This is a genomic window from Lapillicoccus sp. (assembly GCF_039935575.1).
Classification (GTDB): domain Bacteria; phylum Actinomycetota; class Actinomycetes; order Actinomycetales; family Dermatophilaceae; genus Lapillicoccus.
In genome coordinates, this window is the sequence record NZ_JBDTKA010000003.1 from 46,574 (window position 1) to 60,480 (window position 13,907).

The following is a 13,907-nucleotide window of genomic DNA, read 5'->3' on the forward strand; positions in this document are numbered from 1 at the left end:
GTGCAGAGGTCAGACCCGCACGCCCAGCAACGCGTCCGCCGTGCGGCCGACCACACCGGGCGCGCCCTCCACGTCGCCACCCTCAGTGAGCGATCGCGCGACCCACGCGTCGATCGCAGCCAAGGCCCCGGGCGCGTCGAGGTCGTCGGCCAGCCGGGCGCGTACCTCCGCGACGGTCGAGTCGGCATCGGGACCACCGTTGGTGGACAACCCTTCTCGCCACCTCGCCAGTCGGGCCTGTGCCTCGGCGAGCACGGAGTCGGTCCAGTCCCAAGGGATCCGGTAGTGGTGGGCCAGCAGGGCCAACCGGATGGCCATGGGGTCGACGCCGTGGGCGCGCAGCGCCGAGACGAACACCAGGTTGCCCTGCGACTTGCTCATCTTGGCGCCGTCGAGCCCGACCATCGCCTGGTGCGCGTAGGCCCGGGCGAACGGCTGCTGTCCGGTGAGGGACTCACCGTGCAGGGCGCTCATCTCGTGGTGCGGGAAGACCAGGTCGGTTCCCCCGCCCTGGAGGTCGAACGGCACCCCCAGCTGGTCCACCGCGATGGTCGCGCACTCCACGTGCCACCCGGGCCGTCCGTCGCCGAGCGAGCCCCCGGGCCACGAGGACTCACCGTCGCGGGCCGCCCGCCAGAGCAGCGGGTCGAGCGGGTCCCGCTTGCCGAGCCGCTCGGGGTCTCCCCCACGTTCGGCGAAAAGGGCGAGCATCGCAGCACGCCCGAGGTGGGAGACCGCGCCGAAGTCGGGGCGCGAGGCGACGTCGAAGTACACGTCCTCCCCCGCGGAGACACCGGCAGTGCCACCGACCCCACCATCCACATTGCTCGGGTGACCGACCGGGACCCGGTATGCCGCGCCGCTCGCCTCGAGCTTCTCGACAGCCGTGACGATCCGCGGGATCGTCTCGACCGCGCCGACGAAGTGGTCCGGGCCGATGACCTGCAAGGCCGTCATGTCCTCGCGGAACAGTGCCGTCTCCTCGGCCGCGAGGTCCTGCCAGGCGATCCCGTCACGCTCGGCACGTTCGAGCAACGGGTCGTCGACGTCGGTGACGTTCTGGACGTAGGTGACCTCATGTCCGGCGTCGCGCAGCGCCCGACCTACGAGGTCGAAGGTCACGTAGGTCGCCGCGTGTCCGATGTGCGTCGCGTCATACGGGGTGATCCCGCAGACATAGAGACCGACCTTCCTGTCCCGGCCGACGATCCGGACCTCGCCCGAGGCGGTGTCGTGGAGACGAAGCGGCCTTCCCGTCCCCGGAACCGCGGGCAGGAACGGCGAGGGCCACGAGATCACGGAGAGTGAGCCTAGATCAGCCCGTCACAGGGCCGGCCACGGGATGGGTGGCCAGCCACCTCGAGGGCGCGGGTGTCGGCCGGACCGCAACAGCGACCCCACCCGCCCGGACAGGGCGCGTCGGTCCTGACGGGTGAGTAACACGGAGAGCGCGGTCGCCAGCTCGGACGACGGGTCGTCGAGCTGGCCCCGGACTCGTTCGAGCCGGGCGAGGTCGACGTCGCGCAACGGGTCTCCGGCCCAGCCCCACAGCACCGTCCGCAGCTTGGGCTCCGCGCTGAAGCTCACGCCGTGGTCGAACCCCCACAGCGCACCGTGCTGGTCTCGCACGAGATGCGACCCCTTGCGGTCGCCGTTGTTGACCACCGCGTCGAGGACGGCGACGTCGCGCACGTCGTCGCGGTTCTCGTGGACGACACTCACCGCGCGTCCACCGCTGATCTCGCCGTCGACCACCGACATCCACCCCTTCGGCACCTGACGGGGCGAGCAGATGTCGACCGGCCGACCGTGGTCGGTCGGCGCAAAAGGGTCTCCGATCCACAGCTGGACCGAACCGGCCCCGAGGGCACCCTCCCGCAGCACGGTTGGTGGGACCACGTTCCAGCCGCCGGCCCGGGACACCTCGAACGCGGCCACCTCCCGCCCGGCCAGGGTGCCGTCCGGGAAGTCCCAGAGCGGACGCTCACCGCGGACCGGCTTGTAGATCACGTGCACGGGGGATCCAGTGAGGTCCGCAGCAGACGCCGCGGCGTCGCCGGTCACCTCGCAGAGCAGGGCGACGTTGGACGACTCGGTGATCTGGCCGACCACCTCGAGGTCACCGAGCGTCAGGGCATCCACGACCACGCCGACCTCAGTGACGGAGCGAGGTCCGTTCACGTCCGGTGCCTCACGGGCGCGCCGTCAGCGCTTGTATCCGTTGGACCGAGGGCAGACGTGACCGGCCGGGTCGAGCGGTCCTCCGCAGAACGGGCAGGGTGGACGGCCAGCAGACACCAGCGCCCTCGTACGACGTACGAAGGACCGGGCCTGCAGCGGGCTGAGCACCACGCGTACGGAGGTTCGCGAGGCCATCGACTTGAGGAACTCCGCCGAGACCTCGGCGGCCTCGTCCTCGTCTTCGGCGGGGCCCGGGATGTCGGAGTCGAACGCCTCGATGACGATGACAGCACGGTTCGGGTCCCACGCGAGCGACAGGGTGGCGACGCGGAACTCGTCTTCGATCGGCGTCGCAAGCGGGTCGTTGTCGTCGGGGTTCGCAGTCGTCCGGGTCAGGTCCGTGTCGTCGGCGAACTCGTCCAGCACGTCGTCGACCCGCTCGGCGAGCACCAAAACCTGCTCTTTCTCACACGAGACCGAGACCAGCCGACGGCCGCTCGCAGCCTGCAGAAAGAACACCCGCTGACCCGGGGGCCCGACGGTGCCCACGACGAACCGGTCGGGCGGGTCGAAGTCGTGCACGGGCATACAACGACCCTAACCGACCTCGTCGGACCCGCGAACGGGCTCCCGCTCGCCTTCCGGCCCCGGCGCTGCGCCCGCTCCGCCGCCCACGTCCGCGTCCCCCTCGGCCTGGCTGCCCGCCTCGTCGTCCTTCGGTAGAGGCGGCACGAGCGAGGCCAGGTCTCCCCCGGTGTCGTTCGTACGCAACAGGAACGGGCGGCGCGCTGTGTAGCGCACAGCGGACACCGAGGCGGGGTCGACCTGGATCCGCTGGAACTGGTCGAGGTGCGCACCCGCGGCGTCGGCGACGATCGCCTTGATGACGTCACCGTGCGAGACGGCGACCCAGATCGCCCGGGCACCGTGCTCGGCCTCTACGGCCGCGTCGATGGCCCGCACCGCCTCGAGCGCCCGCGCCTGCATCCCGGCCATCGACTCGCCGGGAAACTCCTCGCCGTCGGGGAAGCGCACCGCTGACGGTTGGTCCTGCACCACCCGCCAGAGGCCCTCCTTGGCGAGGTCGGTCAGCTTGCGCCCGGTCCAGGCCCCGTACTTCGCCTCCCCGAGTCGGTCATCCAGCTCGACCGGTATGCCGCTCGCTGCCTTCAGGGCGACGGCACCGGCGGTCTCCTGGCAGCGCTGCAAGGGCGAGGACACCACGCGGACGACCGGGACTCCGGCGCTCGCGAGACGCTCACCGAGCGCGGCGATCTGGGTCCACCCGACATCGTCCAGACCGACTCCGGGAGTCCAACCCGCAAGGACGCCTGAGGTGTTGGCGGTCGTCCTGCCATGGCGGATGAGCAGGACGGTCGGCACGCCCACACTCTAGATGGCGGGACACCTGCCCACAGCACCGGCCGACGTGGTGAAGTAGCCCTCGTGATCGTTGACCAGGCCATCTACCGCGAGGGCCGCCGCGTCGTCTGCCACGACCTCAGTGACGAGCTCGACCGACTGCGACGGGAGGACAACGGGTTCCTCTGGATCGGGCTCAAGGACCCGACGGACGCGGAGTTCGCGCTCGTCAACGACGAGCTGCAGCTGCATCCTCTCGCGGTCGAAGACGCGGTGCGCGGGGATCAGCGCGCCAAGATCGAGACCTACGAGGGCAGCCTGCTCGCGGTTTTGAAGACCCTGCGATATGTCGAGGAGACTTCGGACGTCGAGACCGGCGAGGTCATGGTCTTCCTCGGCGACCGGTTCGTCGTCACTGTGCGGAGGGGTGAGGCGAACCCGCTCGCCGGCGTGCGTCATCGGATGGAGGACAACGCCGAGCACCTCAGCCTCGGACCCGCCGCGGTCCTGCACGCCATCATGGACTCGGTGGTCGACAACTACACCCTCGTCGACGCCGAGATCCACGAGGACCTCGAGCGAATCGAGCAGGCGGTCTTCAGCGGTACCCGAGACATCGACGCGACCGCGATCTACCGGCTCAAGCGCGAGGTCCTCGAGATCCGGCGCGCCTCACAGCCATTGGCGGAAGCCATGTTGCGCATCTTCGTCCAGCCGAGCCGCTCGTTCATCGAGCAGCAGCAGCGCCACGGTGACGGTGACGAGCTCGGCGAGGCGGGGACCGGGGGCGAAACCATCGACGGCAGCGAGGTGCTCGCGTTCTTCAGGGATGTTCAGGACCACCTGCTCAAGGTCAACGACCATGTCGAGTCCTACGATCGGCTGCTCTCCGACATCCTCAGCGCGCATCTGGCCCAGATCTCCGTGCAGCAGAACGACGACATGCGCAAGATCTCCGCGTGGGTCGCGATCGCGGCGGTGCCGACGATGATCGCGGGGATCTACGGGATGAACTTCCATACGATTCCCGAGCTGGAGGCTTCGTTCCGCGTCGGGGAGACCGAGTTCTACTACGGATACTTCGTCATCCTCGCCGTCATGATCGGTGCCTGCCTCGGCCTCTTCCGCGCGTTCAAACGCTCGGGCTGGCTCTGAGGTCGCGCCGGTCAGGTCGCGGTCAGGGCCCCGGACAGCAGCACCCCGATGAGCACGACCGCGAGCGCCACCCGGTACCACACGAAGGGTTTGAGCGTGTGCGACGCGACGTACCGCAGGAGCCAGGCGATGGACCCGTATGCCACCGCGAACGCAATCACGATCCCCACCCCCATCTGCCCCTTGCCGAGGTTCCCGAGGTCGGTAGTGGCGGCTTCGTAGAGACCGGCTGCGGTCAGGGCGGGGATGGCGAGGAAGAACGACAGCCGGGTGGCCGTCACCCGGTCGATCCCGCGGAGCAGCCCGGCCGAGATGGTCGCCCCCGAACGCGAGACCCCGGGGACCAGCGAGAAGCACTGGACCAGCCCGATGACCAGCCCATCCCGGATCGTCACGCTGCCCTCGCCACGCTCACCTTTGGTCGCGAGGATCCGAGCGTGCCGGCTCTCGGCGAGGTACATGACCACGCTCCAGAGCAGCAGCGCCCCCGCCACGACCCAGAGGCTGCGCAGCGGACCCGCGATGACCTTGCGCAACGCGAACCCGACGAGCGCGACGGGGATGGAGCCCACGATGACCGCCCAGGCCAGGGAGTAGTCGTGATGGGTGCGCGCCTGTGCGTCGGTCAGTCCGTGGAACCAGGCGACGACCAGCCGCACGATGTCCTGGAAGAAGTAGACGATTGTCGCTGCGATCGCACCCAGCTGGATGATCGCCGTGTAGGCCGTCACATCCGCAGCGTCGACCTGCAGGCCGAGCAGCTTTTCGGTGATCGTCAGGTGGCCGGTCGAGGACACCGGCAGGAACTCGGTGAGCCCCTCGACGACGCCGAGGATCACGGCCGCGGGATAGGTGAGGTCTGACATCGCGATGCTGTTGCCTTCGAGTCGGGGGGCTAAGGGCGCAGGCCAGTCTCACCCATCAGCTCGGCCATCGTGCGCACAACGTGGAGACGCGCCTCGAGTGTCGGTGCGGTCGTCGAGATGCTGAGGGTAGTGACGCCGGCGTCGGCGTAGCGGCCGAGACGCTCCTTCACCCGGTCGCGCGGCCCGATCAAGGCGGTCGCGTCGAGGAACTCGAACGGGACGACCGCCGCGGCGTCGCGCTGCTTGTGATCCAGGTAGAGGTCCTGGATCTCGCGCGCCGCGTCCTCGAAGCCCATCCGGCAGGCCAGTCGGTTGTAGAAGTTCTGCTCCCGCGAGCCCATCCCCCCGATGTACAGCGCGGCGTAAGGAGCCACGCTGGCCGCGGCTCGCGACAGGTCGTCGTCGATGACGACCGGCACGGTCGGCACGACGTCGAAGCCCGCCAGGCGGTCCTGTGCCGAGCCCCGGCCGGCCCGCTCCGCACCGGTCCGCACCGAGTCCAACAGGTCGGCGCTGTGCTCGGGACTGAAGAAGATGGCCAACCAGCCGTCCGCGATCTCGCCCGCCAGCTCCAGGTTCTTCGGGCCGACCGCGGCGAGGTAGACCGGCACCTTCTCGCGGACCGGGTGGACGGTCAGTCGCAGCGCCTTGCCGGGCCCGTCGGGAAGCGGCAGCGTGAAGTGCTCACCGGCATACTCCACGTTCTTGCGCGCGAGGGCCATCCGTACGATGTCGACGTACTCGCGAGTGCGTGCGAGGGGAGCCGCGAACCGCACCCCGTGCCACCCCTCACTCACCTGCGGACCTGAGACGCCCAGGCCGAGGCGGAACCGGCCGCCGGACAAGGCGTCGATGGTGGCGGCGGTCATCGCGGTCATCGCCGGAGTGCGCGCCGGGATCTGCATCACCGCTGCGCCGAGGTCGAGGTTCGTCGTCAGGGCGCCCACCCAGGACAGCACACTCGGGGCGTCGGACCCATATGCCTCGGCCACCCAGGCCACGTCGTAGCCGAGGTGGTCGGCCTCGACCGCCAGGGCGAGGTTGTCGGCGTCGTTTCCCGCGCCCCAGTACCCGAGGTTGAGACCAAGCTGCATGGGCCGCAGGGTATCCATCCCGTCCCAGGTCCTGGGCTCGGGTACCGCCGGACACTACCGTGGGGAGTATGCGTCGACGGCGGCTGGGCAGCTCGGGCCTACGTGTGTCGCGGCTGGGTCTCGGGACCTTCACCTGGGGCACGCTCATCGATGAGGAGACGTGTCGTGACCTCCTCGTCGCCTATGTCGAGGCGGGTGGCTCGCTGCTTGACACCGCGCACGCCTATGGCGTCGGAACCGCGGAGCGGATGCTCGGTTCGCTGATCGGGGACGTCGTTGCGCGCGAGGACGTGACGATCTGCACCAAGGCCGGCATCACCCGGCGCGGCGAGGCACGCGTGGAGGACACCTCACGGGGCGCGCTCCTCGACCAGCTCGACCAGTCACTGCGGCACCTGGGCACCGACCACCTCGACCTGTGGCTGGTGCACCTGTGGGACGACGACACCTCGCTGGACGAGACGATGTCGGCCCTTGAGTACGCGGTCAGCTCGGGTCGCACGCGCTACGTGGGCGTCTCGAACTACTCGGGATGGCAGAGTGCGCGGGCGTTCTCGCTGCTCGAAAGTGCTCGCATCCCGTTGGTGGCCAACGAGATCGAATACTCGCTGGTGCGCCGCGATCCCGAGGACGAGGTGGTTCCCGCGGCCCGCTCGCTGGGGTTCGGCCTGCTGCCGTGGTCACCGCTCGGGGGCGGCGTCCTCACAGGAAAGTACCGGTCGGGCGTCCCGAGCGGGTCACGGGCGACGCTGAGCCAGTACCGGGCCTCGTTCGCGGACTACCTGACCGAGCGCAACCTGACGATCGCCGACGCCGTATGCACCGCCGCGGCCGGCCTCGGGGTGACCCCGACGGAGGTCGCCCTGGCGTGGGTCCGCGACCGGCCCGGGGTGACGGCACCCATCGTCGGGGCGAAGACGCCCCCTCAGCTGCGAGCGGCGCTGGCGAGCGAGGATCTCGACCTACCCACGGCCCTAGTGGAGGCGCTGGAGGAGGTCAGCGACTGAAGGCCGGGCTGACGCCTGCCCCGTCGCCACCGCTGTCCGTCTCGTCGTCGTCGTCGTCGTCCTCGTCATCAAAGTCGTCGTCGTCGTCGTCGTCGTCGTCGTCATCGTCGTCATCGTCGTCATCATCGTCGTCATCATCATCGTCATCGTCATCGTCGAGGTCGTCCTCGTCCTCGAGGTCGTCGTCCACGTCGTCGTCATCCAGGACGCCACCGACGACCTCGGGCGCGTCGTCGTCCTCGTCATCGCCCTCGTCCTCGTCGTCACCGTCCTCGTCATCAAACGGGCCGTCGTAGATCGCGAGTGGTGTTGCGACACCGGTGGCCTGGAACAGCGCCTCGTCGAAGTCGTCGAACGCCTCCGCGAGGTCGTGCGCGGCGGCGACGACCGCCTCGTCGTCCGGGTCCTGGCGGACGGTCGCGACGTCGAGGTGACGCTCGAAGGCGGCCACCAGGATGGTCAGCGCGGCACGCGGGTCGTCACTCATGACTGCACCGTATCGGCTGGGTATCGGCCGCGTCTCGCCTTGATGAGCGATCCCCGGGGGTCAGTGGTCGCTGGCTGAGGGTTTCGAGGAGCGGGGAAGCGGCCGGGTCCGCCGCAACAGTCGACCAACGCGTGGGTGAGAATAGGTCCCGATGATCGAGTACGAGCACCTGGTCCTGACCTTCGGCCGGGAGGTTTCCCGGGCCGACATCCGCCGTGCCCTCGGTGAGCGCGCTGAATACGACCACTGGGAGCTAGCCCGCACCGTGGTCTACGAGGGCGGCCGACGACGGGCGTGGCTGCGCCGCAAGATCATCCGGGTCAAACGCACCGTGTGAGACAACCCTATGTCCGGCCTGAGGCGCTCGCGCTCAGGCTTGCCGCAGGAAGTGGCCGAGTACGCGCGCACCGAACTGGAGCGACTCCACCGGCACCCGCTCGTCGATCCCGTGGAACATCGGGGCGAACTCCAGGTCGGCCGGCAGCCGCAGCGGCGCGAACCCGTAGCCGGTGATCCCCAACAGGCTGAGGGCCTTGTTGTCGGTCCCACCGGACAGGCAGTAGGGCAGGACGCTGGCGTCGGGGTCCTCGTTGAGCAGCGACCGGGTCATCGCCGTGACGAGGTCACCGGTGACCGGTGCGTCGAGGGCGATGTCGCGGTGCAGGACCTCCACCTCGACATGCTCCCCGGCGAGCTCGCGGACCCGAGCCATGAGATCGTCCTCGTGACCGGGCAGGAACCGGCAGTCCAACGAGGCGGACGCGGTCTGCGGGATGACGTTGTGCTTGTACCCGGCATCGAGCATGGTGACGTTCGCCGTGTCGGAAAGCGTCCCCAGCACGAAGCCTGCCGCGCCGCCGATGTGCCGCAGCACCGGCATGGGGTCCTCGGGCGTCCACGGGGTTCCCGTCAGCTCACTGAGACCGTCGAGCAGCGCCCGCACCGACGCGACGTACTCGCGGGGCCACGGGTATGCCGCGATGCGGGTGATTGCCTCGGCGAGCCGGACGACCGCATTGGCGTCGTTGGGGACGGAGCCGTGGCCGGCGCGCCCGCGGGCGTGCAGCCGCAACCAGGCAATGCCCTTCTCGGCGGTCTGCAGGAGGTAGGCGCGAGTGGGCTCACCCGTCCCTGTACGCGGCACGGTGACACTGAACCCCCCCACCTCAGAAATGGCCTCGGTCACACCCTCGAACCACTCCGGGTGGTGGTCGACGACCCAGTGGCTGCCTTGGTCACCCCCGGCTTCCTCGTCGGCGAAGAACGCGAACGTCGTGGTGCGCGAAGGTTTTTGACCGCTGCTGGCAAGCTGACGGATGTTCGCGATGATCATCGCGTCCATGTCTTTCATGTCGACGGCGCCGCGACCCCAGATGCAGCCGTCCCGCTCCTCGGCGGAGAACGGGTCGACCTGCCAGTCGGCCGCGTTGGCTGGAACCACGTCGAGGTGGCCGTGCACCGCGAGCCCGGGCAGCGACGGGTCCGCTCCCTCGATCCGGACCATCACGCTGGCCCGGCCGGGGGCGCTCTCGACGATCACGGGATCCAGCCCGACCTCCGAGAGCTGGCCCATGACGTACTCGGCCGCCTTGCGCTCCCCCGGACCCGAGCCGTCGCCGAAGTTGGTCGACTCGATGCGGATCAGGTCGGCGCAGATGCGCGCGACCTCCTGCTCGGGAAGTGGGGGGGCGTCGTCAGCCATGCCGTCCACCATAGGCGGGCCGTTATGCATGGGCGCTTCCCGGTGAGCGACCAGTTCACGACATGATGACGCGCGTGGACAGATCGACGATGCTGCTCACCGGCCGGGTCGTCACCGCGGACGGCGTCGTGGCGGACGGGGCCGTCGTCGTCGACCGCGACCGCGTGGTGTGGGCCGGACGCCGGGCGGACCTGAGTGCCGACGACGCTGCCCTTCCACTGCCGGACAGCTGGCATACCGGTCTGACTCTCCTGCCGGGGCTGGTGGACGTGCACTGCCATGGCGGTGCAGGGGGCGAGTTCGGCCCCGACGCAGTCGCGTCGAGGACGGCCGCAGCCCACCATCACCGGTCCGGCACCACCTCGGTCGTGGCGAGCTTGGTCTCGGCGGCACCCCACGTGCTCGTCGACGGCGTCCACACCTGCGCAGCCCTGGTCGCAACCGGCGAGCTCGCCGGCATCCATCTCGAGGGTCCGTTCCTGTCCTACGAGCGTCGGGGTGCGCAGGACCCGGACGCTCTCTCGGACCCCGACCCCGGGCTCATCGAGGCCCTGTCGGCGGCGGCATCGGCGGCGGGCGCCCACGACGCGCTGCTCCAGATGACGTTCGCCCCCGAACGGCCGGGTGCGGACGCGCTGCCCGCCCTGTTGGCCCGCCACGGCATCGTCGCGTCGGTCGGTCACACCGACGCGGACGCCGACACGGCGTGGACCGCTTTGCGCCAGGTGCGCGAGCTGGCTCCGCGGGGCGGGCGGCCGCTGGTCACGCACGTCTTCAACGGCATGCCGCCGATGCACCACCGCTCGCCCGGTCCTGTCGCGGCGGCGATCGGCCAGGCCGGTCGCGGCGACGCCGTGCTGGAGATGATCGGCGACGGTGTCCACCTGGCGGCCGGGACCGTGCGGATGCTGTTCGACGCCGTCGGCCCCGACGCGATCTGCCTGGTGACCGACGCCATGGCCGCCTCGGGTATGCCTGATGGCAGGTACACCCTCGGCGGTCGCGCCGTCGTGGTAGCCGACCGCACCGCCCGCCTCGCCGACGGTGGCGCCATCGCCGGCGGCGTCGCCACCCTGCTCGACGTGGTGCGCTGGTGCGTCGACGAGGTCGGCGTCCCGCTCGTGGACGCCGTCTCGGCCGCCACGCGCACGCCCGCCAGGTCGATGGCGCTGAGCGGCGTCGGAGAGCTCGTCACCGGGGGGCGCGCCGACGTCCTCGTCGTCGACGACGGGCTAGAGGTTGTTTCGGTGCTGCGGGCCGGTCGCTGGTTGACCAGCTGACCGGCCGCCGGCGGACGCGGTCTGCTGGGTCCGGTGCCGCGACGGATGTGCCGAAGCACCGGCGGTCAGGGTGCGCCGACGAGCCACCATGCCGCATACGGGGTGAGCCAGTAGCGGCCGTCGAGGTCGGGCGTGATCCGGCGGGCGGAGACCGCGTCCCACGGCTCGGACAGCCCGAGCTCCTCGATGATCGACGAGGGGTATGCGCGGGACACGTTGGTGAGGTTGTAGAGGCACACCATCGGACCGGCCGGGGCATTGCGCAGCAACGCCAGCAGGCCAGGGTCCTGCGCGGGAAGCACCTCACTGGGGATGCTCGCGTGCAGGTGCGGCAGGGAGGCGCGAACCCGGCCGAGGTGGGCCAGGCCGGTGAACACGCGCCCGGTGACGGTGCGCAGGTCGGCCCGCTGGTCGACGCAGTGCGGGTCCAGTCGGGGTCGGTGCGCCCATCGGTTGTCAGTCTCATGGCCGGGCTCGGTGGCCCAGCCGGGGTCGTTGGGCATACCGAGCTCGTCGCCGCTCCACAGGACCGGGATGCCACCCCAGCCGTAGACGATCGCGTGCGCGAGGAAGTAGCGGCCGAGCGCCGGGTCGATGTCCTCGGGTGAACCGGCGCGGGCCAGACCGGTCAGCGAAGCGGCCGTGCCACTGATCCGGCGGTCACCTGTGGCCGGGTTCTCCTGGAAAACCAGACCTTGGGCCGGCGATCCCGGGAAGAGCCCGGAATACCAGTCGGACAGGAACCCGCGGTGGTGGTAGCCGTTCAGCCCCACTGCGGCGGCATCCGCATCGCTGATCGCCCAGCCGATGTCGTCGTGGCAGCGGACGTAGGTGATCCAGGACGAGGTCGACGGGGCCGTCGGAAGGTTCGCCAGGGCAAGCGCCGCGAGCTGGGTGTCGGCGGACGCGAGCATCGACCAGATCTGGACCATGAGGGTGTTGTGGTAGGCCAGATCGCTCACCTTGCCCTGGTGGCGGCCGGTTCCGAGGTACTGGACGAGGTCGTGCGGGGCGACGATTGCCTCCGCCTTGAACGCCAGCGCCGGACAGGCAATGCGCGCGACGGTGCGCAGCACCTGCGTGATCGCGTGCACCTCTGGTTCGTTCTGGCAGGTGGTCCCGAGCCGCTTCCACAAGAAGGCGATCGCATCGAGGCGGATCACCTCGACCCCGAGGTTCGCGAGGTACAGCACGATCTCGGCGAACTCCACGAGGACCTCGGGGTTCGTCCAGTTCAGGTCCCACTGCCAGGAGTTGAACGTCGTCCACACCCAGCTGTCCAGGTCCACGTCCCAGGTGAAGCTGCCCGGCGCGAAGTCGGGAAAGACCTCCGGAAGGGTCCGCTCGAAGGCATCCGGCTCTGCGCGGTCCGGGTAGGTGTAGAAGTACTCGCGGTAGCGCGGATCTCCGGTGCGCGCCTTCTTCGCCCACTCGTGCTCGCGAGCGACGTGGTTGAGGACCAGGTCAAGAACTAGGCTGATCCCGTTCTCCCGCAGCTTTTTTGCCGTAGCTCTTAGGTCGTCGACCGTGCCGAGGTCGGCCCGGACCTGGCGGTAGTCGCGGACGGCATACCCACCGTCGTTGTCCCCGTCTCGCGGCTCGAGCAGGGGCATGAGATGCAGGTAGCTGACCCCGAGCTCGCGCAGGTAGGGGATCCGGGTCTCGACTCCGCGAAGGTCGCCGGCGAAGCGCTCGGTGTATGCCGCGTAACCCACCATCTCGGGCTGCTGCAGCCAGTCGGGTCTCAGCGAGCGGCGCAGGTCAAGCAGATGCAGGTCGTGCGAGCGCTCGGCATAGGCACCGAGGGCCAGCTCGACGAGCCGGTCGGCCAGTTGTCCTGCCGCATCGGGGCCGTAGAGCATCTCGAGGCCCTCGACCAGGTCCGAGCGTCGACGCTCGACTCGCAGGTCGAAGAGCTCTCTGCGCTCGACGCTCAGCTCCATGCTCTGATCCAACCGTAGGCACCTCCGGCGCGTGACGGCGGATCATCGGTATCCCGGCCGCTATTTCGGTTGGGTTGCCGACTTTGCGCCGGGTTGTGTCGGACAGGACGAACCCGAAGACGAGGGCCACCACACGGGCGACGAGGAAGACCGCTCCCAGTTGCGGTCGGCCCGCTCGGTGACCGTCTCGTCGCGCTCCTGCCCGTCCGGGTCTTTCGCGGCACCCTCGTCACGCCTTCGAACCACGCTGCCTCCGTCCCCGGTCTAGGCCACCGCCTCGGCCGCCATTCCGGGCGCGTCTCACGGGGACGAGGACGTCCCCCACGGCGGTGTTGTCGCCGCCTAGGTTAGGTGTGTGGGAGAACAACGTCGGTTCGTCGGGAGTGCCCGTTCATCCGGAGTGACGGTGGGAAGGTCGGTGGGAGTGTCGCTGAGCCTCGCCCTGGCGCTGACGTCGTGCGGGTCGAGCACCACCCCCGCCAGCAATCCCGCGGCGACAACTACCGCCTCGACCAGCTCGACCCCGCCACCGACCTCCGGATCCACGACGTCGTCCACAGGGGTGCCGGTCCCCTCGCCTGTCCTGACCTTCCGGCCCGGGACCCCGACACCCGGGCCGACGCCGACGGCCACGGACAGCTACGTCGCGTGGGGCGACAAAGGACAGCTCCTCGTCGTCACCTTCGGAAGCTCCAGCTGCCCGAAGTTCCCGACGACGGTCATCGCAGAGAGCGGCAACGCCCTGACGGTCACGACGGCGGCTGCCAGCGACCGGCCGTGCACGATGGACTTCTCCCCCACCACGTCGACCGTTGCGATGCCGGCCGGCA

At 69.7% G+C, this 13,907-nt stretch carries 13 protein-coding genes and 1 pseudogene; 5 read left to right on the forward strand and 9 right to left on the reverse strand.

Annotation, left to right across the window (positions count from 1 at the left end):
* Window positions 1-9: 9 nt before the first annotated feature.
* From mshC to ABI385_RS00375, 4 genes are read right to left on the reverse strand one after another with little or no spacing between them, the layout of a single operon-like run.
* Window positions 10-1,299, reverse strand: coding sequence for a cysteine--1-D-myo-inosityl 2-amino-2-deoxy-alpha-D-glucopyranoside ligase (gene mshC / locus ABI385_RS00360; protein WP_348101736.1), 1,290 nt, complete (start codon window positions 1,297-1,299; stop codon window positions 10-12).
* Window positions 1,300-1,323: 24 nt separating this feature from the next.
* Complete coding sequence (locus ABI385_RS00365; RefSeq protein ID WP_348101737.1) at window positions 1,324-2,181, reverse strand: SCO1664 family protein; 858 nt, start codon at window positions 2,179-2,181, stop codon at window positions 1,324-1,326.
* A gap of 24 nt (window positions 2,182-2,205) precedes the next feature.
* Window positions 2,206-2,769, reverse strand: coding sequence for a DUF3090 domain-containing protein (locus tag ABI385_RS00370; protein WP_348101738.1), 564 nt, complete (start codon window positions 2,767-2,769; stop codon window positions 2,206-2,208).
* A gap of 9 nt (window positions 2,770-2,778) precedes the next feature.
* A complete protein-coding gene (locus ABI385_RS00375; protein ID WP_348101739.1) occupies window positions 2,779-3,564 on the reverse strand; it encodes an MSMEG_4193 family putative phosphomutase in 786 nt (261 codons plus the stop codon).
* A 63-nt stretch (window positions 3,565-3,627) separates the two neighbouring features.
* On the opposite strand from ABI385_RS00375, the gene ABI385_RS00380 reads away from it, so the two are divergent.
* Window positions 3,628-4,698, forward strand: a complete 1,071-nt coding sequence (locus ABI385_RS00380) for a magnesium and cobalt transport protein CorA (RefSeq protein WP_348101740.1) — start codon at window positions 3,628-3,630, stop codon at window positions 4,696-4,698.
* Window positions 4,699-4,709: 11 nt separating this feature from the next.
* Here ABI385_RS00380 and ABI385_RS00385 read toward each other — a convergent pair whose 3' ends face one another.
* Both ABI385_RS00385 and ABI385_RS00390 read right to left on the reverse strand, forming a co-directional pair.
* Window positions 4,710-5,564: an undecaprenyl-diphosphate phosphatase gene (locus ABI385_RS00385; RefSeq protein ID WP_348101741.1), complete on the reverse strand. Its 855-nt coding sequence runs from the start codon at window positions 5,562-5,564 to the stop codon at window positions 4,710-4,712.
* Window positions 5,565-5,593: 29 nt separating this feature from the next.
* The gene (locus tag ABI385_RS00390; protein WP_348101742.1) at window positions 5,594-6,658 is read right to left on the reverse strand and encodes an LLM class F420-dependent oxidoreductase; all 1,065 of its coding nucleotides are present in this window, start codon (window positions 6,656-6,658) and stop codon (window positions 5,594-5,596) included.
* A 68-nt stretch (window positions 6,659-6,726) separates the two neighbouring features.
* Between ABI385_RS00390 and ABI385_RS00395 the strand changes: the two genes are divergently transcribed.
* Complete coding sequence (locus tag ABI385_RS00395) at window positions 6,727-7,665, forward strand: aldo/keto reductase (protein WP_348101743.1); 939 nt, start codon at window positions 6,727-6,729, stop codon at window positions 7,663-7,665.
* Here ABI385_RS00395 and ABI385_RS00400 read toward each other — a convergent pair.
* Complete coding sequence (locus tag ABI385_RS00400; RefSeq protein ID WP_348101744.1) at window positions 7,655-8,152, reverse strand: hypothetical protein; 498 nt, start codon at window positions 8,150-8,152, stop codon at window positions 7,655-7,657. The two genes, ABI385_RS00395 and ABI385_RS00400, sit on opposite strands and share 11 nt — an antisense overlap.
* Before the next feature lie 151 nt (window positions 8,153-8,303).
* Here ABI385_RS00400 and ABI385_RS00405 point away from each other — a divergent pair, with 151 nt between their 5' ends.
* Window positions 8,304-8,489 (forward strand): DUF5703 family protein, encoded by a 186-nt coding sequence (locus ABI385_RS00405; RefSeq protein WP_348101745.1) that lies wholly within the window; start codon window positions 8,304-8,306, stop codon window positions 8,487-8,489.
* A gap of 33 nt (window positions 8,490-8,522) precedes the next feature.
* On the opposite strand, the gene ABI385_RS00410 is transcribed toward ABI385_RS00405, so the two are convergent.
* Complete coding sequence (locus ABI385_RS00410; RefSeq protein ID WP_348101746.1) at window positions 8,523-9,854, reverse strand: M20/M25/M40 family metallo-hydrolase; 1,332 nt, start codon at window positions 9,852-9,854, stop codon at window positions 8,523-8,525.
* Window positions 9,855-9,919: 65 nt separating this feature from the next.
* Between ABI385_RS00410 and ABI385_RS00415 the strand changes: the two genes are divergently transcribed.
* Window positions 9,920-11,134: an amidohydrolase family protein gene (locus ABI385_RS00415; RefSeq protein ID WP_348101751.1), complete on the forward strand. Its 1,215-nt coding sequence runs from the start codon at window positions 9,920-9,922 to the stop codon at window positions 11,132-11,134.
* A gap of 65 nt (window positions 11,135-11,199) precedes the next feature.
* On the opposite strand, the gene ABI385_RS00420 is transcribed toward ABI385_RS00415, so the two are convergent.
* Window positions 11,200-13,077, reverse strand: coding sequence for an alpha-amylase family protein (locus tag ABI385_RS00420; protein WP_348101747.1), 1,878 nt, complete (start codon window positions 13,075-13,077; stop codon window positions 11,200-11,202).
* Between the two features lie 424 nt (window positions 13,078-13,501).
* Between ABI385_RS00420 and ABI385_RS00425 the strand changes: the two are divergent.
* A pseudogene (locus ABI385_RS00425) lies at window positions 13,502-13,907 on the forward strand (hypothetical protein); the annotation flags it as partial.

What these genes read in the sequence shown, in the direction of transcription:
- ABI385_RS00410 (WP_348101746.1), bottom strand. Translation starts at nt 9,854, where the DNA reads ATGGCTGACGACGCCCCCCCACTTCCCGAGCAGGAGGTCGCGCGCATC.
- ABI385_RS00420 (WP_348101747.1), bottom strand. Translation starts at nt 13,077, where the DNA reads ATGGAGCTGAGCGTCGAGCGCAGAGAGCTCTTCGACCTGCGAGTCGAG.
- ABI385_RS00370 (WP_348101738.1), bottom strand. Translation starts at nt 2,769, where the DNA reads ATGCCCGTGCACGACTTCGACCCGCCCGACCGGTTCGTCGTGGGCACC.
- ABI385_RS00395 (WP_348101743.1), top strand. Translation starts at nt 6,727, where the DNA reads ATGCGTCGACGGCGGCTGGGCAGCTCGGGCCTACGTGTGTCGCGGCTG.
- ABI385_RS00390 (WP_348101742.1), bottom strand. Translation starts at nt 6,658, where the DNA reads ATGCAGCTTGGTCTCAACCTCGGGTACTGGGGCGCGGGAAACGACGCC.
- ABI385_RS00405 (WP_348101745.1), top strand. Translation starts at nt 8,304, where the DNA reads ATGATCGAGTACGAGCACCTGGTCCTGACCTTCGGCCGGGAGGTTTCC.
- ABI385_RS00415 (WP_348101751.1), top strand. Translation starts at nt 9,920, where the DNA reads ATGACGCGCGTGGACAGATCGACGATGCTGCTCACCGGCCGGGTCGTC.
- ABI385_RS00385 (WP_348101741.1), bottom strand. Translation starts at nt 5,564, where the DNA reads ATGTCAGACCTCACCTATCCCGCGGCCGTGATCCTCGGCGTCGTCGAG.
- ABI385_RS00400 (WP_348101744.1), bottom strand. Translation starts at nt 8,152, where the DNA reads ATGAGTGACGACCCGCGTGCCGCGCTGACCATCCTGGTGGCCGCCTTC.